The organism is Vibrio sp. Evd11, from assembly GCF_900382755.1.
Classification (GTDB): Bacteria; Pseudomonadota; Gammaproteobacteria; order Enterobacterales; family Vibrionaceae; genus Vibrio; species Vibrio lentus.
In genome coordinates this window covers 50,952-71,041 of sequence record NZ_OSDX01000021.1, presented here as the reverse complement: position 1 = coordinate 71,041, position 20,090 = coordinate 50,952, and the positions used below count along the sequence as shown (strand labels likewise).

The window sequence follows — 20,090 nt, the reverse complement described above, 5'->3', positions numbered from 1 at the left end:
ACCACAACGGTATGCTAAGAACAAAAATGCCGTTCACTCTTAAGTGAACGGCATTAGAGCGCAATGCTCCCTTTTTACTGATGAATCATCCAATCTTTACACTGGATCTTCACCGTAATCATTACGGCCTTCAGTGCCTTTCATCAAACCGCACTCTACCAAGATCCACAAACCACACACGAGTGCAGCAACCGTTGCCGCCATGTGAATAGGCGATACTGGCTCTGTCGTAGTCGCAGCCATAGGTGATGCAAGTCGCCCGAGTACGAGCGGTACATTCAGCAATAGCCAGTAGTTCGACTTGTTGCGGTCATGCCAGCGTTTAGCGGTAACGGCAAGATCTGGAATAACAAGTAATAGAAGGAAGATTGGTAACAGGAGATAGGAGTATGCTGGGAACAAAACCGAGATACCGGTGGCAAAACCAGTAATCGCGATATAGTAGAAAATATTCCAAATCCAGTAAGTCTTACGACCAATTCTCCCCTTGAAAGAGAGCAGTAAATCTTTCATCGACATCTTAAATACTCAAAAAATTAATACGCTACCAAAAAGTTAGCAGCAAATAGTCAGTTAATCACTTTTAGTTAGTTGATTCTTTTAAGCTAATTCATCACTTTCTGAAAGCAACTTTTATCCATATCTCGTATGTTGACCGTTAGGCTACGGATATGGCTTGCCTGTTCTTGTAGGGTTTGCATCAACAAACGCGACAATTCTCTTTTCTGTTCTTCGGTACGTCCTGAAAGTAACTCGAAGCTAATATGAACAAAATCCACATTGTCCTCTTCATCACCGACCAACCAGTTATGACAGCGCAGTGAACGAGACTTCACAGAAGGTACATCAAACAAACCACAGTTTAATGTAACTTGATGAAGGTCTTCCAGTAAACCTTGGATATTCACTCGCTCATCCACTGAATTTGAGTACTCTAGAACTAGATTCGGCATTATTACTTCCTATTGTTAACGCAATCGTTTGTCCCTTAATAGCAACTAACGATGAAAAATCCGAGAAGTTAGCTATTATTCTGTCTGCCGGATCACTGATATTTGCTCAAAATCTACTCTGACCATTGAGTAAGATCCAAGAAAGTCATGACCACAGTCATGATCTGTTGATATTATTCTGTTATATTATTCTGTTATATTATTTCGTAATAAAGTTTACTTTTTCACATTCGATTTATTTAAATACTTTGGAGATATTCCTATGCGTCATCCTGTAGTTATGGGTAACTGGAAACTAAACGGCAGCAAAGAAATGGTTGTTGATCTACTAAACGGTCTTAACGCTGAACTTGAAGGCGTAACAGGCGTAGACGTAGCAGTTGCTCCACCAGCACTTTTCGTTGATCTTGCTGAGCGTACGCTTACTGAAGCGGGCAGCGCGATCATCCTAGGTGCTCAAAACTCTGACCTAAACAACAGCGGTGCATTCACTGGCGACATGTCTCCAGCAATGCTTAAAGAGTTCGGCGCATCTCACATCATCATCGGTCACTCTGAGCGTCGTGAATACCACGCTGAGTCTGACGAATTTGTTGCTAAGAAATTCGCATTCCTAAAAGAGAACGGCCTAACTCCAGTTCTTTGTATCGGTGAATCTGAAGCACAAAACGAAGCAGGCGAAACTGTTGCTGTATGTGCTCGTCAACTTGACGCAGTTATCAACACTCAAGGTGTTGAAGCTCTTGAAGGCGCTATCATCGCTTACGAACCAATCTGGGCTATCGGTACTGGTAAAGCAGCTACAGCTGAAGATGCACAACGCATCCACGCTCAAATCCGTGCACACATCGCTGAGAAATCTGAAGATGTTGCTAAGAAAGTTGTTATCCAATACGGCGGTTCTGTTAAGCCAGAAAACGCAGCAGCTTACTTCGCACAACCAGACATCGACGGTGCTCTAGTTGGCGGCGCAGCGCTTGACGCGAAAAGCTTCGCAGCTATCGCTAAAGCAGCAGCTGAAGCAAAAGCTTAATTTAAACGTCACCGTTTAGATTAGATGAAAGGTCAACTTAGGTTGGCCTTTTTTATTGCCTGTTGTTTGGGCGGCAGCTTCAAACTCAAACGACAGGCACAAAAAAACCGCTGAACAATCAGCGGTTTTTAAATTTTTTAAGCGAACGCTAAGCGTGGCTTAGAACAACTCTTCTGCAACGCGGAACAGCTCAGAACGGTCTGGGTTCTGCATGTTCTCAATACAGTCGATGATGTCGTGGTGAACAAGTTCTTCTTTCTCGATACCAACACAACGACCACCGTGGCCTTCTTGAAGAAGGTGAACAGCGTAGTTACCCATGCGTGAAGCCAGTACACGGTCAAATGCAGTAGGACGACCACCACGTTGGATATGACCAAGAACCGTTGCACGAGTTTCACGACCAGTTGAAGATTCGATCTCTTTAGCCAGTTCGTTCGCGTCCATCATTAGCTCAGTTAGAGCGATGATTGCGTGCTTCTTACCTTTCGCAATACCATCTTGAATATTGCTGATTAGCTGCTCTTTATCTAGACCAGTTTCAGGAGTAATGATGTACTCACAACCACCCGCGATTGCTGACATAAGCGTAAGGTCACCACAGTGACGGCCCATGATTTCAACAATAGAAATACGTTGGTGAGAAGAAGACGTGTCACGTAGACGGTCAATTGAATCAATAACTGTGTTAAGCGCAGTTAGGTAACCGATTGTGTAGTCAGTACCTGCGATATCGTTATCGATTGTGCCTGGAAGACCGATACATGGGTAACCCATTTCTGTCAGTTTCTTAGCACCCATGTAAGAACCATCGCCACCGATAACAACAAGTGCTTCGATACCGTGCTTCTTAAGGTTCTCGATGCCTTTCTCGCGAACTTTAACATCTTTGAATTCAGGGAAACGTGCAGAACCTAAAAAAGTACCGCCGCGGTTGATGACGTCAGATACGCTTGAACGGTCAAGCTTTTCAATACGGTCTTCAACAAGGCCTTGGTAGCCATCGTAAATGCCGTAAACTTCAATGCCAACGGATAGTGCGGTACGAACTACGCCGCGTACTGCTGCGTTCATGCCTGGAGCGTCACCACCACTGGTCAAAACACCGATCTTCTTAATCATGCTCACCCTCGATTTTTGGGAATCTATTATTCAATTCTTTTGCTTGCCGATTGTATATCAACAAGATTTTAAATCTATATATGTGCTTTATGTTACATTTCCTCAATGGGAATAGCACTTAAATCGCGTAAATTTATGTAACATTTCTACTTCTGTAAGAGTATTACAGTTTTACTCAGTAACTTTGTTGATTCACATCAGAATCAACATTAATTGTTATGCGGTGGTTTTTGTATCACCAAAGAATTCGCAATTTTTACTCACTTTAGTTCAAAAGCCACCCACTTACCATTTGCAGGCTGCTTTTCCCACTTATTACCAAGAATGGAATTTCTGCTGCTTCTCCGGGCCAAACACCACCGAATAAGGGTCTTGATGAATTAATACATCAGCATCAGGGAACACAGAGATAAGCTTGGCCTCCACTTCATCAGAAATGCGATGCGCTTCAATAAGTGGGATATTATCTTCCAACTCTAAATGCAGTTGGATAAAGCGAATCGGCCCCGAACGACGAGTTCGTAATTGATGCACACCCAGCACGCCTTCGATGCTCAATGATGTCTCTTTAATCTGTTTCAGCTCTTCATCTGGCAGCTTATGATCAAGCAGAGATTGCACCGCTTCCATCGCCATTTGGTAAGCGCTGTACAGGATGTAGATACCAATACCAATCGCGAACACTGAATCCGCCTGACCAATGCCAAACCAGCTCAACGCCAGTGCCAACATAATAGCGGCGTTCATATAGAGATCGGTTTGGTAGTGCAGTGAATCGGCCGCAATGGCTTGGCTACCGGTTTTATTTACGACATGCTTTTGGAATCGAACCAGACCGAAGGTCATCACCATCGCGAATAAGCTGACATATATACCAATTTCTGGGGAGTTCAGTTCGTGGGGTCTAAAGAAGCGCTCAATACCGTTAAGAATGAGGAAACAAGCCGAGCCTGAAATAAACATCGCCTGCGCTAATGCGGCAAGGGATTCAGCCTTACCATGACCAAAGGTGTGTTCTTTGTCGGCGGGCTGGAGAGAGTAGCGAACCACGATAAGATTGACGACAGAGGCCGCTATATCCAACATTGAATCCACTACGGAAGCCAACAGACTCACAGAACCTGTCACCCACCACGCTGCGACTTTCACTATCAATAAGATAGTGGCGATGGTTGTGGCTGCCCAAGCGGCGAGCGTAACTAAACGTGCGTATTCTTGTTTCATAATTTGGCTATAAAGTGACTGATAGCACAAAGTATAACCTGCAAACAATCAATTGAATATGACAGCTCGGATGTAAAACATTCATTTCTAGGGATCAAAAAAAGCGGCACGCGGCCGCTTCTTTCTCAACACTTTCATTCAGCCCGGCTTTCTCAAGCCATGAATTACTTGTCTTTGTTCATGCGCTTTTCCATTTTATCAGCACACTTAGTCATGCGCTCTTGTTGGATTTCTTTCAGTTGAGTCTTTTGCTCAGCCGTTAGTACGCTCATCATTTGGTGTTGTTTCTTAAGCATTGCTACGCGACGCTCAGTTTGCTTCTCAACCATTTGGCTTGCTAGGTCGTTTGCCGCCGCTTCATCAAAAGTATCCGCTAGAACTAAATCTTGAACTTTCTCTTGGTGCGCTTTCATTTTCGCCATTTTATCGGCTTTATTACCAGCGTGTTTTTCTTTCATCTCTGCACGATTCGCTTCGCGCATCTCTTTCAATTCTGTTTTTTGTGCATCAGTCAGGTCTAGTTGACGCATCACTTTCTTATCGAAGCCGCCACATTTACCATGCATGCCTTTGTGGTCGCCTTTATCGCCGCCGCCATATGCGAATGCGCTTGCTGTACCTAACATTAGTGGAAGTGCCGCAGCTGCTAGTACAAGTTTCTTAGTCATTTTCATAATTGTTGCCTCAATTCGGTATAATAAGTCATGTGTTGCGTCTGTTTCTCAGCGCTTGAATATAGATTAGTTTTTCTCTCGTAAAGTGACGTTTAGAAAGCGTAAAGAATCGTAAAGAGTGCAAGCGAACAAATAATTAGCAGTATTATTAACGTGTAAATAACCGATTAAGGCTTCCCAATGGCGAACATTCTTCTTATTGATGACGACACCGAATTAACCAGCTTACTTAAAGACATTCTTAGCTTTGAGGGCTTTACTGTTTCCGAAGCCAATGATGGCTATGCGGGGCTTAACGCTATCAATGATGAGATTGATCTGATTCTTTTGGATGTGATGATGCCGCGCCTTAACGGCATGGAAACGCTAAAGAAACTGAGAGAGAATTGGGAGACGCCAGTACTGATGCTGACAGCCAAAGGCGAAGAGATCGACCGTGTTATTGGCCTTGAGCTTGGCGCGGATGATTACTTGCCAAAGCCGTTCAGCGACCGAGAACTGCTCGCTCGTATTCGTGCCATCTTGCGTCGAACACAGACTAACACCGCGCCTAAATCAGCCAGCGACACCATTCAATACCAAGACATCGAAGTCTTCCCTGGCAAACAAGAGGCTTACTGTAATGGACAGATTATCGATCTCACCACCACAGAATTCGCTTTGCTGAGCCACCTCATCCAACACCCAGGACAAGTGATCACCAAAGAAGCATTGAGCTTGGATGTATTAGGCAAAAGACTGGCGGCATTTGACCGTGCAATTGATATGCACATCTCTAATTTACGTAAGAAGATTCCAGAACGTAATGATGGTAAATCTCGCATCAAAACCTTACGTGGCCGTGGCTATTTATTGGTAGAGGAAGGTTAATGCGTATCCCTAAAATCACTAGCTTATATGGACGTATCTTTGCCATCTTTTGGTTCACCATGTTACTGGTGCTTTTATCCGTGTTATCTCTACCGCACCTCGATCCTCGAGTGGCGCGAGATGTGCCCGCTGATCATCTCAATAAATTAGAGCGTATCGCTAAAATCACAGAAAAACGCTACGCCAAAGAACCGAATCTAGGCAAAATTGTTTTCCAACTTGAGGCTCCACGTAGCCGCAAGGACTCTCGTGCTCGTATCTATTTAACCGATCTTGAAGGTGCAGTCCTTACTTCGAAAAGGCATTCGGACTACAAGCTTAAGGCGATTCGTAACTTTGTTACCTCGATTGATAACCCTGAGATGCCGAAGCAAAAGCTTTACGGACATTACATGGTCGCAGGACCAGTGCCGATTACACTCGCTGGTGAAGAACTGTTGATGTACGCCGGAGTGAAGTGGAATCAACCACCGCCATTTTTGCTACGACTGTTTGATAAACCTCTACAGCTATTACTTGCCGTCATGCTAGCGAGTACACCGCTATTACTTTGGTTAGCTTGGGCATTGAGCCAACCGGCACGCAGGCTTGAACGCGCAGCGCAACGTGTGGCGAAAGGCCAATTCGAGGTAGATCCTCAACTCGAGAAAGGCACATCAGAATTCAGGCAAGCGGGTGAAAGCTTTAATCAGATGGTGGAAGCGGTAAACCAGATGATCTCAGGGCAACAACGCCTGCTCTCTGATATTTCGCACGAACTGCGCTCGCCATTGACTCGCCTACGCATGGCTAATGCGCTAGCGATTCGTAAACAAGGTGAGAGCCAAGAGTTAGAACGTATCGATATGGAAGCACAGCGATTAGAGCAGATGATCAGTGAACTACTGACGCTCTCTCGCATGCAGGTCGACAGCCACATAACTCGTGAAGTTCAACCACTCTCAAGTCTATGGGAAGAGATATTAAAAGACGCAGAGTTTGAAGCCGAGCAGATGGGTAAATTACTGACGTTTTCAGAGATCCCAGATCGTTCTATTTCGGGTAATCCTAAGCTGCTGATGAGTGCCTTAGACAATATTACGCGTAATGCCATCTACTACGGTAAAGACCAAGTCGATGTGCAATTCCATGTAGCCCAAGATCAGCTGACCATTCGCGTGAATGACAATGGCGATGGTGTGCCTGATGACGAACTCGATTCGATTTTCAGACCGTTCTATCGTGTTTCAACGGCGCGAGATCGTAACTCAGGCGGTACTGGGCTTGGGTTAACCATTACTGAAAGTGCGATTCGCCAACACAGCGGAACCATCACAGCCAGTCGCAGCACGTTGGGCGGACTACAACTGGAAATTACCTTACCTATCCTACCGGTGTAATACCCCCACAAAGATCGCAGTTGATAATGATTGTTATTATCATTATGGTAAATCCTTTAATTAAGGAGGATTTACCATGTCACACATTTTCCCTGCTCTACCCTACGCTTACGATGCCCTAGAACCTTACATTGATGCTAAGACGATGGAAGTGCATTACAGCAAGCACCATAGAACCTACTACGATAAGTTTATTGCGGCTGTCTCTGGCAGCGAGCTAGAGCAACAGTCTCTGACCGAGATCTTCGCTAATATTTCTCAGCACAGCCCAGCAGTTCGCAACAATGGTGGTGGTTACTACAATCACATCTTGTATTGGAACTGCATGTCGCAAGATGGCGGTGGTGAACCGACGGGCGAACTTGGTGAGGCTATCAAAAGTACATTCGGGGATTTCAAAGCGTTCCAAGAGTTGTTCGCACAAGCGGCAATCAATACCTTTGGTTCAGGCTTCGCTTGGCTAGTGGTTGAAGAAGGACAACTGAAAATTATCTCGACCTCAAACCAAGACAACCCTTGGATGGATACTATCTCCAGCAACGGTGAGCCGATTCTTGCGCTCGATGTTTGGGAGCACGCCTACTACATCAGCTACCAAAACCGTCGCCCTGAGTACATCAATGCATGGTGGAACGTGGTGAATTGGAATGCGGTGTCAGCAAACTACGCGCAAGCACTGACGAATCAAGCATAAGCTGATGGTGGTGAACTGTACTCACTCAGCTTGCCACCGTATACTCTGGCTATCTTTGAATATTCTTGTGAACCAACATGTTTGATATCGCTCTATACGAACCAGAAATTGCACCCAATACGGGTAACATCATCCGCCTATGTGCTAACTGCGGCGCAAACCTGCACCTGATTGAGCCACTTGGCTTTGATTTTGAAGAGAAGAAAGTTCGTCGTGCTGGCTTGGATTACCACGATCTAGCGCGTGTTAAGCGTCACAAGAACCTAGAAGCCTTCCTTGAGTATCTAGAGAATGAACGCGAAGGTGATTTCCGCATCTTCGCTTGCACGACTAAAACGACAGGTCACCACGTTGATGCAAAATTCCAACAAGGTGATGTGTTGATGTTTGGCCCTGAGACACGTGGCCTGCCTGCTGAGTTCATCGAAAGCATGCCAATGGAACAACGCATTCGTATTCCAATGATGCCAGACGCGCGTAGCCTAAACCTATCTAACGCGGTTGCTATTATTGCATTCGAAGCATGGCGACAAATGGGCTTTGAAGGCGCGGTATAACCCAGTCTCAGTAAATCAATCTCAGTAAATAACTGTTCACACGGCCTGTTACCTGCTCCTGCGAGCTATCGTAAATAGCAGGTAACATGCAATAAAAAAGGCTCTTACCATTATCACTTGCTTGCGAAGGATAATGGTAAGAGCCTTTTCTGTTTTTCCCCCTATATAAAGAAGAGAGAAAAACAAAGAATAGAAAAAACGGATTAGTTTAAGCGATTACGCTCGTTGTCATCGTCTTTCTTCTCAAACTCACCTTCAAAGGTGTTGCCGTCTTTTGATTGGTCAGATGGATCGCGATTGAATGGGTCTTGTCCAAATGGACTCTGACCAAAACCAGCCTGTCCACCCGCATGGAAACCGCCAGACATATTGCTAACCACCATTTTTTCCATCATTTTCTTGGCAATCATCGCTCTTGGTGCTGGTAGCAATACCAACATACCGAGTGCGTCCGTCATAAAGCCCGGAGTCAGCAGCAATACACCTGCAACCGCAAGCATCACGCCTTCAAGAATCTGTTGTGCTGGCATTTCGCCTTGTTGTAGTCGACCTTGCACAGACATAAGTGTTTGAATGCCTTGGCTACGAACAAGCGATGCACCTACAAATGCAGTAATCAAAACTAACGCAATAGTTGGCCACAATCCTAAGAAGCCACCAACTTGAATAAATAGACCAATCTCAATGATAGGTACGAAGATAAATAGTAATAATAAGATAGGAAACACACGCCCTCCTTTGTTACTCCCAGTTTACGCTGAAAGCTCTATCAATCTCAAATTTATCCTGTAAATAAGCGTGTTTATTGACCGAGAATAACTTTGCAAAATATTGACGAAACAAAACCGAAAAAGGTGATCAACTTAATATTTTTATGCGCTAGGTACAGTATCATGTGCCACATAAGTCAGGACGGATTTATCAGCCCAATATTCTAGCGAACGGAGTATTTGCACACAGAATAGGCTAATAACTAACTATATAATCAGAATAATTCTCTAAGGATCCTGTTATGGCTAATCTATCAGAAGCTCAAGTTGAAGCTCCTCAAGCTACTCGTCTCGAAGAAGATCTACTAGGTCAACGTCATGTTCCGGCTGATGCTTACTACGGCATCCACACTCTACGCGCAGTTGAAAACTTCAACATCTCAAATGTAACGATCTCAGATGTACCTGAATTCGTTCGCGGTATGGTGATGACAAAGAAAGCAGCGGCTTTAGCAAACAAAGAGTTAGGTGTAATCCCAAGCGAAGTGGCTAAGTACATCATCGAAGCTTGTGACCTAATTCTAGACACTGGCAAGTGCATGGATCAGTTCCCATCGGATGTATTCCAAGGTGGTGCTGGTACTTCTGTAAACATGAATGCTAACGAAGTTGTGGCAAACGTGGCACTTGAACTTATGGGCAAAGAAAAAGGCCAATATGAGTTCATCAACCCGAATGACCATGTAAACCGCAGCCAATCAACAAACTGTGCTTACCCAACTGGTTTCCGTATCTCTGTGTACAACAGCGTTCGTAAACTGATTGACGCTATCGAGTACCTAAAAGGTGCATTCGAGCTTAAGAGCCAAGAATTCAACACAATCCTGAAGATGGGTCGTACTCAGCTTCAAGATGCTGTTCCAATGACGGTTGGCCAAGAGTTCCACGCTTGGGCTGTAACCATCAATGAAGAAATCAAAAACCTAGAATACACTTCAAAGCTTCTTCTTGAAGTTAACCTAGGCGCAACGGCTATCGGTACTGGTCTGAACGCAGCACCGGGTTACCAAGGCCTAGCAGTGAAACACCTAGCAGAAGTAACGGGCCTAGAGTGTGTAGCCGCTGAAGATCTTATCGAAGCAACGTCTGACTGTGGCGCATACGTAATGACGCACGGTGCACTTAAACGTCTAGCGGTTAAACTGTCTAAGATTTGTAACGACTTACGTCTTCTTTCTTCAGGTCCACGTACTGGCTTCAACGAGCTAAACCTACCTGAACTGCAAGCGGGTTCTTCAATCATGCCTGCTAAAGTAAACCCAGTTGTACCTGAAGTAGTAAACCAAGTTTGCTTTAAAGTTCTAGGTAACGACAACACAGTTTCTTTCGCAGCAGAAGGCGGTCAGCTTCAATTGAACGTAATGGAACCTGTTATCGCACAAAGCATGTTTGAGTCTTTAGACATCCTAACAAACGCATGTGTGAACCTACGCGACAAGTGTGTAGACGGCATTACTGTGAACAAAGAAGTGTGTGAATCTCACGTATTTAACTCTATCGGTATCGTAACTTACCTAAACCCATACATTGGCCACCACGAAGGTGACATCGTTGGTAAGATTTGTGCGGAAACAGGTAAGAGTGTTCGTGATGTAGTTCTAGAGCGCGGTTTATTGAGCGAAGAAGAACTTGATGACATTTTCTCTGTTGAAAATCTGATGCATCCTCAGTATAAAGCTAAACGCTACGAGTAAAGTTAGCGAGAAAGGGCTCCAAACGGAGCCCTTTTTTAGGCTCCAATACGGTTACCCATGATTATTTTGTGGATTTCCGTGGGTTGCGTTTTTGCTTAATTGAACCTAAACCATAGAACTATTATGTGAACATTCCAACGGCGAATGTTCACATAATAAAATCTAAATGAGGTGTTACTTATGATTGCAGTAGAACTATTTGTCGTCCTGCTCTTTATCTTTTTGGGGGCCAGAATTGGCGGTATCGGTATTGGTTTTGCCGGTGGTGCTGGTGTTATTGCCCTTTCACTTATTCTTGGTGTTCCAACAAGCCAGTCTTTCATCCCGATCGATGTAATCTTGATCATCATGTCGGTTATCACCGCAATTGCAGCAATGCAGGTTGCTGGCGGTATGGACTGGTTGGTGCAAATTGCAGAAAACTTTTTGCGTAAGCACCCTGAACGCATCACCTTTTACGCGCCAATCGTGACCTTTGTAATGACATTGATGGCGGGTACTGGCCACACAGCATTCTCAACGCTTCCTGTAATCGCAGAAGTAGCGAGAGGCCAAGGCGTGCGTCCATCTCGTCCACTGTCTATCGCAGTAGTAGCCTCTCAAATTGCTATCACAGCTTCGCCAATTTCGGCAGCGGTTGTGGCATTCGCAGCAATGCTGGCACCGTTTGGTGTTGATTACTTAACGCTATTAATGGTTTGTATCCCAACAACCTTCATCGCTTGTATGGTTGGTGCGGTTGTCGCGAACTACATGGGCTGTGAACTGAAAGACGATCCTGTTTACCAAGAGCGTCTAGAGAAAGGTCTAATCAAACTGGCAACAGAAGAGAAGCGCGAAATTCTACCAACAGCGAAGAGAGCGACTTACATCTTCCTAGCGGCGATTGGTTTCGTGGTTTGTTACGCAGCGGCTATCTCTAGCTCTGTTGGCCTAATTGAAAACCCAGCTCTGGGCCGTAACGAAGCAATCATGTCTGTGATGCTGGCAGCAGCTGCTGCTATTGTTATGTTCACTAAGATTGATGCAGCGAAGATTTCTTCAGCGCCAACATTTCGCTCTGGTATGACTGCGTGTGTATGTGTACTAGGTGTGGCTTGGTTAGGCTCAACGTTTGTAAACGCACACGTTGCTGAAATCAAAGACGTAGCCGGCGCTCTACTGGCTGACTACCCTTGGATGCTGGCTCTTGTTCTGTTCTTCGCTTCTATGCTGCTTTACTCTCAAGGCGCAACAACGGTTGCACTGATGCCTGCAGCTCTAGCGATTGGCGTAGCACCACTAACAGCCGTGGCTTCTTTTGCTGCAGTAAGTGCGCTGTTCGTACTTCCAACTTACCCTACGCTACTGGCAGCGGTTGAGATGGATGACACAGGCTCAACGCGTATTGGTAAGTACGTATTTAACCACCCATTCTTCATTCCTGGTGTGGCAACAATCAGTACTGCGGTTGCACTCGGCTTCGCATTCGGCGGTCTGTTCATCTAACATGCGCTGATGATTAAAACTTTAAAAGGAAGCTTCGGCTTCCTTTTTTGTTTTCTACTCAATGTGTTATTTGATACACATCAAATAACTATTATAAACTTTAAAACCCGCCTAAAAATAAAATTTGAATAAAATTCCAAGATTATTCAACCCAACTAATAACAACACTTACCAAATCAATCTCCCCTCGCTTTCATCTAATCCACATCGAATATTAATCCAAGCTAACTAACCAAAAAACCTTGCTGTTTTTATGCCATTTTCAAGCCATCTTATTGGCCACTATTTTTGTGAACAGCACCAAACTTAAATAGTTAGGTAAGGAATAAAATAACCGCAGCTAAATTAAATCTAACTTCATTTGGATCAGTAAATATAAAAACGAACTTAATTTAAAGTCAGCAACTTTATATCGTTGGAAACTTTATAAGCATCAGTATATTTACAATCTATAAATCATTAGTCGCTAATTCACATCACTTTTATTTAAGATGGTGTAAGGAGATAGCTATGACGACTCAGACAATACCAAGCGAGACAAAAAAGGGCGGCTTCTTTGCCAATTTTAAATTCCCTTCTGCCTACACCATTTTATTTATTCTTATTGCGTTCGTAGCGCTCCTTACCTGGATTGTTCCGGCAGGCCAATACGACCGAGCCATGAATGAAGAACTTGGTCGAGAAGTACCCGTAACCGGAACCTATCAAGCCGTAGAAGGTAACCCTCAAGGTGTGATTGACGTACTGCTTGCACCTATTGACGGTTTCTACGACCACAATAGCTATGAAGCTGCGGCCATCGACGTTTCACTGTTCATTCTAATCATTGGTGGCTTCTTAGGGCTAGTAACCAAAACTGGTGCTATTGATGCCGGTATCGAACGTGTCACCGCCCGCCTAGAAGGGCGAGAAGAGTTGATGATACCGATACTGATGGCGCTGTTTGCTGCTGGCGGTACCGTCTACGGCATGGCGGAAGAATCACTGCCATTCTATACGCTGCTAGTACCAGTAATGATGGCCGCTCGGTTTGACCCTCTAGTGGCTGCTGCCACGGTATTGCTTGGCGCAGGGATTGGGGTGCTAGGCTCTACCATTAACCCATTCGCGACCGTTATTGCTGCCAACGCCTCTGGTATTCCATTTACCGACGGTATCGCGCTGCGTGTTGGTATGCTGATTATTGGTTGGGGTATTTGTGTCGCTTACGTTATGCGTTACGCAAGAATGGTTCAAGCCGACCCAACAACATCGATTGTCTACGACAAATACGAAGAGAACAAAGCGCACTTCTTAGGTAATGCCAGCGGCGAAAAACTTGAATTCACCGCAACTCGCAAACTAATTCTGACCATTTTTGGTGGCTCTTTCGCTGTGATGATTTACGGCGTATCCGTTGCTGGATGGTGGATGGCCGAGATCTCCGCGATGTTCTTAGCGGCGACAATCATCGTTGGTATTGTGTCTCGCATGAGCGAAGAAGAGTTTACCACTAGCTTCATTGACGGTGCTCGAGACCTATTGGGCGTAGCACTTATCATAGGTATCGCACGTGGTATTGTGGTGGTGATGGACCGCGGTATGATCACCGACACCATTCTGTTCTCTGCAGAACAAATGGTTACCGGGCTATCTTCGGTTATCTTTATTAACGTGATGTTCTTCTTAGAGATTCTATTGTCATTCTTAGTACCATCAACGTCTGGATTAGCGGTACTGACTATGCCAATCATGGCACCGTTGGCCGATTTTGCTGGTGTAGGTCGTGACCTTGTTATCACCGCTTACCAATCCGCTTCTGGCTTGGTGAACTTAATCACACCGACCTCTGCGGTAGTAATGGGTGGCTTGGCGATTGCTCGCGTCCCTTACGTGCGTTGGGTTAAGTGGGTGATGCCATTAATCGGTATCTTGATGGTGTTCTGCATCGTTGTGCTGAGTATTGGTGCACTTATCTAGACTGCTCCAACTAACAGTCTTCAGCCAATAAGCTTCATCTTCTCGTTCAAAGCCGCTTTCTTAGCGGCTTTTTTTATCGCTATCGAATCCAACTCTAACCCGATCACCAAAACAACCTCACGAGCTGCACACGCTTCATCCAAAGCCTCTCTATGACCTATCTCAGTAGCAAAGCTTAAACAAACAAAAACCACTTGCGACAAAGAGTAAGCCAACGCTTAAATATCAACATTAAGACTAATAAAACGCCAACTATTCTTCGCTCTTATATTTATACAAATATTTAGTCATTTATTAGCGTTAATTATATTTAAAGTAATTCACTCCGTAATAGCCAAAGAGAAAACCGTAGTGATTTTTATAGAAAACCGGCTTAAAAAGCCCAATTATAAAGTGTGACCACAATAGCTTTATTCGCATTTAAATTGTTAAAGAATAATTAATTCCACGTACAAAATTAAATATATAAATACTAACATTGCATACTTCCAATCTAAGCTCATTATTATCAATAAAACCATTTTGCATATAATCCCTCACAAATTGGATTCTAGCTAGGCGAATGAAAAAAGCATGCATAATATTCCCAAGGAGTTAACTATTTAGAAAAGGCTGACAATAGTTGAAAGTGCATAAAGTTTGTTAAAACCCTTGATTTCAAAGGGCTGCGGGATAAAAAACGATTTGTGATAGATCTCTAAGAATACCTAACTAGCAGGCGTAATATTAATTCCAGACAAGAGATATGAATAAAATAATTCATTCTTCTCAACTGAAAATAAATAATTACTCTTAGCGATAAAAGTAATTCAAATATATAAGAGAGAGACGATCATGAGTAAGTTCTATGTAGGTTCTGAAATAGGTCAATTACGCCGCGTTCTAGTTCACCGTCCAAGACGCGCACTGACTCACCTAACACCCTCTAACTGTCACGATTTGCTGTTTGATGACGTACTGGCTGTTGAGCGTGCAGGTAAAGAGCATGACGCATTTACTCAAACGCTACGTGATCAAGGTGTTGAAGTTCTTCTTCTTACTGACTTGCTAGCAGACACACTAGCTGTGCCAGAAGCGAAAGATTGGCTACTAAGTTGCCAAGTATCTGATTACCGTTTGGGTAAAACATTCGCCAATGATGTGCGCTGCTACTTAGGCGACTTACCAAACCTAGAGCTAGCAAAAATTCTAACGGGCGGTTTGTCTTACGCTGAGATGCCAATGAAATCATCTTCAATGATGCAAGGCATGCACGCACCAACCGACTTCATTATCGAGCCTCTACCAAACCACCTATTTACTCGCGATACATCTTGCTGGGTATACGGCGGTGTATCTATCAACCCAATGGCGAAACCTGCCCGTCAACGTGAAACAAACCACGTTCGCGCTATTTACCGTTGGCACCCAACATTCGCAGGCCAAGACTTCATTAAATACTTCGGCGATGAAGAAAAGATCAACTACGACAACTCAACCATTGAAGGTGGTGACGTTCTTGTGCTCGGTCGTGGCGCGGTGCTTATCGGTATGTCTGAACGTACAACAGCACAAGGTGTTGAGCACTTAGCATCTAGCCTATTCAAACACGGTCAAGCGAAACAAGTTATCGCAATGCAGCTACCAAAACACCGCTCTTGCATGCACTTAGACACCGTGATGACTCACATGAACGAAGATACGTTCTCTGTTTACCCTGAAGTGGTAAGTAAAGACGTGCAGTGCTGGAACCTAACTGGCGATGAGTCAGGCGCAGTGAAAGTGAAAGAAGAAGGCTACTTCGTAACGGCTATCGAAAAAGCACTTGGCGTAGACAAGCTAAACCTAATCACAACCGGTGGCGACAACTTCCATGCAGAACGTGAGCAGTGGAACGATGCAAACAACGTTCTAACGGTTAAACCTGGCGTCGTTATTGGCTACGAAGGCAACACATACACCAACGAAAAATACGACAAAGCAGGCATCACGGTTCTTCCGATTCCAGGAGACGAACTTGGTCGCGGTCGCGGTGGCGCACGCTGCATGAGCTGCCCAATTGAGCGTGATGGTATCTAATCACTAAGACGAAACGGCCAAGTTGAACGATCTTAAATAATCTCAACTTGGCCAAAATGAGAGAACACAATTATGACTAAGCAAACTGTTGTTGTTGCACTCGGCGGTAATGCCCTACTTCGTCGCGGTGAGCCGTTAGAAGCCGATGTTCAACGCCGTAATATTGAAACAGCTGTTAAAACCATCTCTGAAATCGCGAAAGTGTACAACGTGGTTCTAGTGCACGGTAATGGCCCACAAGTTGGTTTACTTGCTCTGCAAGGTTTGGAATACAAAAAAGTAAATCCGTACCCGCTAGATGTGCTGGGCAGTGAGACTCAAGGCATGATCGGCTACATGCTGATGCAAGAATTCAAGAACTATCTTCCTAACCGCAACATCTCATGCATGTTGACGCAAATGACAGTCGATCCAAACGATCCTGCATTCGCGGATCCAACCAAACCGATTGGCCCGATCTACGAAGAAGCAGAAGCGCGTGAATTGGCAGAGAAGTTCCACTGGATCGTAAAACCCGACGGCCAACATTTCCGTCGCGTAGTACCAAGTCCACGCCCTACCGGGATTGTTGAACACGACGCGATCACCCAACTTATCGATGCAGGTCATCTCGTGATTTGTACTGGCGGTGGTGGCATCCCAGTGAAAAAAGAAAATGGCAAATTAGTGGGTGTTGAAGCGGTTATCGACAAAGACATGTCAGCGGCTTTCTTGGCGAAACAATTGGATGCGGATGCGCTACTTATTTTGACCGATGCTGACGCTGTATACCTTGATTGGGGCAAACCAACTCAACACGCACTGCGCAGCACCACACCAAGCGAATTGGCGAAGTTCACATTTGATGCCGGCTCAATGGGGCCAAAAATTGAAGCATCGTGCGAATTCATTCAGCAAGGCGGCAAAGTTGTAGGTATCGGTGCACTCGAAGATGGCTTGCAAATTCTGCAAGGCCAAGCGGGCACCAATATCACCAAAGGTTAACGTACTAGCGAGCTTTATCATCTTGAGAACCTTAAACCTTGAGAGCTTTTAAAGCTTGCGAAAACAGATTAAACGAAACAAACAGAACCGAACCGAACAAATTTAACTAAAAATTGAATCGCGCTTTCTTGAATTTTCTTTCCCTGTAACAAGAAAGCGCCTAAATCTAAGAAGGAATACATCATGGCTTTTAACCTACGCAATCGTAACTTCCTAAAACTACTAGATTTCACTCCACGCGAAATTCAACACTTGTTAGATCTTTCTATGGAGCTAAAAAAAGCGAAGTACAACGGTTACGAACAGCCAACACTGACTGGCAAAAACATCGCGCTTATCTTTGAGAAAACTTCCACTCGTACTCGCTGTGCATTTGAAGTTGCTGCATTCGACCAAGGTGCTCGAGTTTCTTACTTAGGCCCATCTGGCTCTCAAATTGGCCACAAAGAATCAATGAAAGATACGGCTCGCGTTCTTGGCCGTATGTACGATGGCATTGAATACCGCGGCTTCGGTCAAGAGATCGTTGAAGAGCTAGGCGCTTACGCTGGCGTACCAGTATGGAATGGCCTGACTGACGAATTCCACCCAACACAAATCCTGGCTGACTTCCTAACCATGACGGAATACGGCCGTGGTAAACAACTGCATGAAATCAGCTTTGCTTACCTAGGTGATGCTCGCAACAACATGGGCAACTCTCTGATGGTTGGCGCGGCGAAAATGGGCATGGACATTCGCCTTGTTGCTCCAAAACAATTCTGGCCACAAGAAGAGCTATTGGCTCAATGTCGTGAAATTGCAGAGCACACGGGCGGCAAAATCACACTGACTGAAGATGTTCAAGAAGGCGTGCAAGGTTGTGACTTCCTATACACCGATGTTTGGGTATCCATGGGCGAAGCAAAAGAAGCATGGGCTGAGCGTATTAACCTAATGATGCCTTACCAAGTCAACATGGACATGATCAAAGCGACGGGCAACCCACATGTGAAATTCATGCACTGCCTACCGGCTTTCCACGGCGAAGACACTACTGTAGGCAAACAGCTTGCTGCTGAATACCCACAACTAAAAGACGGCGTTGAAGTAACAGATGAAGTGGTTGAGTCTGAATACTCTATCGTGTTCGATGAAGCTGAAAACCGCATGCACACCATCAAAGCAGTAATGGTTGCGACATTAGGCAGTTAATAAGCTGAACAACTAAGAATCTAGATAACTAATAATCTAAATAGTTAAGCACTCACTTGTTCGCAAGACATTAACAAGTTAAGTGTAATAGCAGGGAAATGCGGGTGGCGTACTTGGGATTTAACCCTTGGATAAAGCCCGCATTTTTTTTCATTCGACTGAAGAAGTTATCACCCCAAAAAACACAAGTTTTTCTGTTTCAACAAAGGCTTAAATGGAAGTTAAAAACGGACGTGATTTCGCATAAAAATCCATTAAATGAATACTTTACAGAAAGTATTGCATGGCCTTTTTATCTAAGTATAATCCTCCGCAATTTGTCTTAAGAGAGCAAAAAATGAACCGCAATTCTGTCGCACATTATTGTCAAACGACACGCCAAAGAGTGGCGGTGGTGTCATTTTTATTTTGCTCTATTGATCGTTTCGAAGCCTCCTATTTTTAGGGGGCTTTTTTTTGTCCGCAATTTGACTGTATGCATAGAAGGAAGACCCGTTATGGCGCATTCGTTATTTAACAAGCACATTATCTCCATACCTGAGCTCACTCGTAATGAACTGGAGCTTATCGTCGACACCGCAGCAAGGCTCAAGGCTGAGCCAAACCCAGAGTTGCTGAAAAATAAAGTTGTTGCGAGTTGCTTCTTTGAGCCTTCAACTCGAACTCGCCTTTCATTTGAAACCGCGGTTCAGCGTCTTGGTGGCACCGTCATCGGCTTTGATAATGGCGGCAATACATCGCTGGCCAAGAAAGGCGAAACACTTGCCGATTCGGTGCAGGTTATTTCATCTTACGTCGATGCCTTTGTGATGCGTCATCCACAAGAAGGCGCAGCACGTTTGGCCTCTGAATTTTCGAATGGGGTTCCGGTAGTGAATGGCGGCGACGGTGCAAACCAACACCCGACTCAAACCTTGTTGGATCTGTTCTCGATTTACGAAACGCAAGGCACGCTTGATAACCTCAATGTGGCGTTCGTCGGCGACCTAAAATATGGCCGAACTGTGCACTCCCTGACGCAAGCACTATCAAAATTCAATAACGTGCGTTTCTTCTTTATCGCGCCAGAAGTGTTAGAGATGCCAGATTATATCTGTGAAGAATTAGAAGAGATGGGTATCCAATACAGCACCCACAGCAGCATTGAAGAAGTGGTGCCTGAACTGGATGTCCTGTACATGACTCGCGTACAGAAAGAGCGCTTCGATGCATCGGAATACGCGCACATGAAGTCGGCTTACATCCTCACCGCCGATACATTGAAAGACGCTCGTCAAAACATGAAGGTACTTCACCCACTGCCACGCGTCGACGAAATCACCACCGACGTTGATAAAACGCCACACGCTTACTACTTCGAACAAGCTGAAAACGGCGTGTATGCACGTGAAGCTTTATTAGCCCTAGTTCTAAACGACACTTTATAAGCAGGAGATA

The 20,090-nt window shown here is 44.7% G+C and carries 19 protein-coding genes; 12 read left to right on the top strand and 7 right to left on the bottom strand.

Going from position 1 to position 20,090, the window contains the following annotated elements; all coding sequences use genetic code 11:
- Window positions 1-96: 96 nt before the first annotated feature.
- Together ED652_RS11470 and ED652_RS11465 are read right to left on the bottom strand one after the other, a co-directional pair.
- A complete protein-coding gene (locus ED652_RS11470; protein WP_122054814.1) occupies window positions 97-519 on the bottom strand; it encodes a DUF805 domain-containing protein in 423 nt (140 codons plus the stop codon).
- Window positions 520-605: 86 nt separating this feature from the next.
- Complete coding sequence (locus tag ED652_RS11465) at window positions 606-953, bottom strand: 5-carboxymethyl-2-hydroxymuconate Delta-isomerase (protein ID WP_017077592.1); 348 nt, start codon at window positions 951-953, stop codon at window positions 606-608.
- A 262-nt stretch (window positions 954-1,215) separates the two neighbouring features.
- Here ED652_RS11465 and tpiA point away from each other — a divergent pair, with 262 nt between their 5' ends.
- Window positions 1,216-1,986 (top strand): triose-phosphate isomerase, encoded by a 771-nt coding sequence (gene tpiA, locus ED652_RS11460; protein WP_012604968.1) that lies wholly within the window; start codon window positions 1,216-1,218, stop codon window positions 1,984-1,986.
- 159 nt (window positions 1,987-2,145) lie between these two features.
- On the opposite strand, the gene pfkA is transcribed toward tpiA, so the two are convergent.
- The 3 genes from pfkA to ED652_RS11445 form a co-directional block, all read right to left on the bottom strand.
- On the bottom strand, window positions 2,146-3,108 hold the full coding sequence (gene pfkA / locus ED652_RS11455; RefSeq protein WP_029223212.1) for a 6-phosphofructokinase: 963 nt from the start codon (window positions 3,106-3,108) through the stop codon (window positions 2,146-2,148).
- Window positions 3,109-3,423: 315 nt separating this feature from the next.
- Window positions 3,424-4,332, bottom strand: a complete 909-nt coding sequence (gene fieF, locus ED652_RS11450) for a CDF family cation-efflux transporter FieF (protein ID WP_029223213.1) — start codon at window positions 4,330-4,332, stop codon at window positions 3,424-3,426.
- 164 nt (window positions 4,333-4,496) lie between these two features.
- Window positions 4,497-5,006: a CpxP family protein gene (locus ED652_RS11445; protein ID WP_076668755.1), complete on the bottom strand. Its 510-nt coding sequence runs from the start codon at window positions 5,004-5,006 to the stop codon at window positions 4,497-4,499.
- Between the two features lie 180 nt (window positions 5,007-5,186).
- Between ED652_RS11445 and ED652_RS11440 the strand changes: the two genes are divergently transcribed.
- The 4 genes from ED652_RS11440 (at window position 5,187) to trmL (ending at window position 8,506) form a co-directional block, all read left to right on the top strand.
- Window positions 5,187-5,876 (top strand): response regulator, encoded by a 690-nt coding sequence (locus ED652_RS11440; RefSeq protein WP_122054812.1) that lies wholly within the window; start codon window positions 5,187-5,189, stop codon window positions 5,874-5,876.
- Window positions 5,876-7,255 (top strand): envelope stress sensor histidine kinase CpxA, encoded by a 1,380-nt coding sequence (cpxA, locus tag ED652_RS11435; RefSeq protein ID WP_122054811.1) that lies wholly within the window; start codon window positions 5,876-5,878, stop codon window positions 7,253-7,255. The genes ED652_RS11440 and cpxA overlap by 1 nt, the downstream gene beginning before the upstream one ends.
- A 76-nt stretch (window positions 7,256-7,331) precedes the next feature.
- The gene (locus tag ED652_RS11430; RefSeq protein ID WP_122054809.1) at window positions 7,332-7,949 is read left to right on the top strand and encodes a superoxide dismutase; all 618 of its coding nucleotides are present in this window, start codon (window positions 7,332-7,334) and stop codon (window positions 7,947-7,949) included.
- 77 nt (window positions 7,950-8,026) lie between these two features.
- The gene (trmL, locus tag ED652_RS11425) at window positions 8,027-8,506 is read left to right on the top strand and encodes a tRNA (uridine(34)/cytosine(34)/5-carboxymethylaminomethyluridine(34)-2'-O)-methyltransferase TrmL (RefSeq protein WP_009844716.1); all 480 of its coding nucleotides are present in this window, start codon (window positions 8,027-8,029) and stop codon (window positions 8,504-8,506) included.
- Window positions 8,507-8,709: 203 nt separating this feature from the next.
- Here the strand turns inward: trmL and ED652_RS11420 are convergent, their stop codons facing one another.
- Window positions 8,710-9,234, bottom strand: a complete 525-nt coding sequence (locus ED652_RS11420) for an FxsA family protein (protein ID WP_122054808.1) — start codon at window positions 9,232-9,234, stop codon at window positions 8,710-8,712.
- 284 nt (window positions 9,235-9,518) lie between these two features.
- On the opposite strand from ED652_RS11420, the gene aspA reads away from it, so the two are divergent.
- The 3 genes from aspA (at window position 9,519) to ED652_RS11405 (ending at window position 14,417) form a co-directional block, all read left to right on the top strand.
- Window positions 9,519-10,970 carry an aspartate ammonia-lyase gene (aspA, locus tag ED652_RS11415; protein WP_017083812.1) on the top strand — a complete coding sequence of 484 codons (1,452 nt, stop codon included), beginning with the start codon at window positions 9,519-9,521 and terminating at the stop codon, window positions 10,968-10,970.
- A gap of 180 nt (window positions 10,971-11,150) precedes the next feature.
- Window positions 11,151-12,458, top strand: a complete 1,308-nt coding sequence (locus ED652_RS11410) for an anaerobic C4-dicarboxylate transporter (RefSeq protein ID WP_122054806.1) — start codon at window positions 11,151-11,153, stop codon at window positions 12,456-12,458.
- Between the two features lie 510 nt (window positions 12,459-12,968).
- A complete protein-coding gene (locus ED652_RS11405) occupies window positions 12,969-14,417 on the top strand; it encodes a YfcC family protein (protein WP_017108586.1) in 1,449 nt (482 codons plus the stop codon).
- 20 nt (window positions 14,418-14,437) lie between these two features.
- Here the strand turns inward: ED652_RS11405 and ED652_RS23755 are convergent, their stop codons facing one another.
- Window positions 14,438-14,611, bottom strand: coding sequence for an arginine deiminase (locus ED652_RS23755; protein WP_231111389.1), 174 nt, complete (start codon window positions 14,609-14,611; stop codon window positions 14,438-14,440).
- A 640-nt stretch (window positions 14,612-15,251) separates the two neighbouring features.
- On the opposite strand from ED652_RS23755, the gene arcA reads away from it, so the two are divergent.
- From arcA to pyrB, 4 genes are all read left to right on the top strand, one after another.
- Window positions 15,252-16,475, top strand: a complete 1,224-nt coding sequence (gene arcA, locus ED652_RS11400; RefSeq protein WP_017104611.1) for an arginine deiminase — start codon at window positions 15,252-15,254, stop codon at window positions 16,473-16,475.
- A 72-nt stretch (window positions 16,476-16,547) separates the two neighbouring features.
- Window positions 16,548-17,459 (top strand): carbamate kinase, encoded by a 912-nt coding sequence (gene arcC / locus ED652_RS11395; protein ID WP_017108588.1) that lies wholly within the window; start codon window positions 16,548-16,550, stop codon window positions 17,457-17,459.
- A 183-nt stretch (window positions 17,460-17,642) separates the two neighbouring features.
- The gene (locus ED652_RS11390) at window positions 17,643-18,653 is read left to right on the top strand and encodes an ornithine carbamoyltransferase (RefSeq protein WP_004729719.1); all 1,011 of its coding nucleotides are present in this window, start codon (window positions 17,643-17,645) and stop codon (window positions 18,651-18,653) included.
- A 497-nt stretch (window positions 18,654-19,150) separates the two neighbouring features.
- A complete protein-coding gene (pyrB, locus tag ED652_RS11380) occupies window positions 19,151-20,080 on the top strand; it encodes an aspartate carbamoyltransferase (protein WP_017062721.1) in 930 nt (309 codons plus the stop codon).
- Window positions 20,081-20,090: the final 10 nt, after the last annotated feature.

Excerpts from the sequence above, each read along its gene's own strand:
- ED652_RS11470 (WP_122054814.1), bottom strand. The coding sequence starts at position 519 with ATGTCGATGAAAGATTTACTGCTCTCTTTCAAGGGGAGAATTGGTCGT.
- ED652_RS11465 (WP_017077592.1), bottom strand. The coding sequence starts at position 953 with ATGCCGAATCTAGTTCTAGAGTACTCAAATTCAGTGGATGAGCGAGTG.
- tpiA (WP_012604968.1), top strand. The coding sequence starts at position 1,216 with ATGCGTCATCCTGTAGTTATGGGTAACTGGAAACTAAACGGCAGCAAA.
- pfkA (WP_029223212.1), bottom strand. The coding sequence starts at position 3,108 with ATGATTAAGAAGATCGGTGTTTTGACCAGTGGTGGTGACGCTCCAGGC.
- fieF (WP_029223213.1), bottom strand. The coding sequence starts at position 4,332 with ATGAAACAAGAATACGCACGTTTAGTTACGCTCGCCGCTTGGGCAGCC.
- ED652_RS11445 (WP_076668755.1), bottom strand. The coding sequence starts at position 5,006 with ATGAAAATGACTAAGAAACTTGTACTAGCAGCTGCGGCACTTCCACTA.
- ED652_RS11440 (WP_122054812.1), top strand. The coding sequence starts at position 5,187 with ATGGCGAACATTCTTCTTATTGATGACGACACCGAATTAACCAGCTTA.
- cpxA (WP_122054811.1), top strand. The coding sequence starts at position 5,876 with ATGCGTATCCCTAAAATCACTAGCTTATATGGACGTATCTTTGCCATC.
- ED652_RS11430 (WP_122054809.1), top strand. The coding sequence starts at position 7,332 with ATGTCACACATTTTCCCTGCTCTACCCTACGCTTACGATGCCCTAGAA.
- trmL (WP_009844716.1), top strand. The coding sequence starts at position 8,027 with ATGTTTGATATCGCTCTATACGAACCAGAAATTGCACCCAATACGGGT.
- aspA (WP_017083812.1), top strand. The coding sequence starts at position 9,519 with ATGGCTAATCTATCAGAAGCTCAAGTTGAAGCTCCTCAAGCTACTCGT.
- ED652_RS11410 (WP_122054806.1), top strand. The coding sequence starts at position 11,151 with ATGATTGCAGTAGAACTATTTGTCGTCCTGCTCTTTATCTTTTTGGGG.
- ED652_RS11405 (WP_017108586.1), top strand. The coding sequence starts at position 12,969 with ATGACGACTCAGACAATACCAAGCGAGACAAAAAAGGGCGGCTTCTTT.
- arcA (WP_017104611.1), top strand. The coding sequence starts at position 15,252 with ATGAGTAAGTTCTATGTAGGTTCTGAAATAGGTCAATTACGCCGCGTT.
- arcC (WP_017108588.1), top strand. The coding sequence starts at position 16,548 with ATGACTAAGCAAACTGTTGTTGTTGCACTCGGCGGTAATGCCCTACTT.
- ED652_RS11390 (WP_004729719.1), top strand. The coding sequence starts at position 17,643 with ATGGCTTTTAACCTACGCAATCGTAACTTCCTAAAACTACTAGATTTC.
- pyrB (WP_017062721.1), top strand. The coding sequence starts at position 19,151 with ATGGCGCATTCGTTATTTAACAAGCACATTATCTCCATACCTGAGCTC.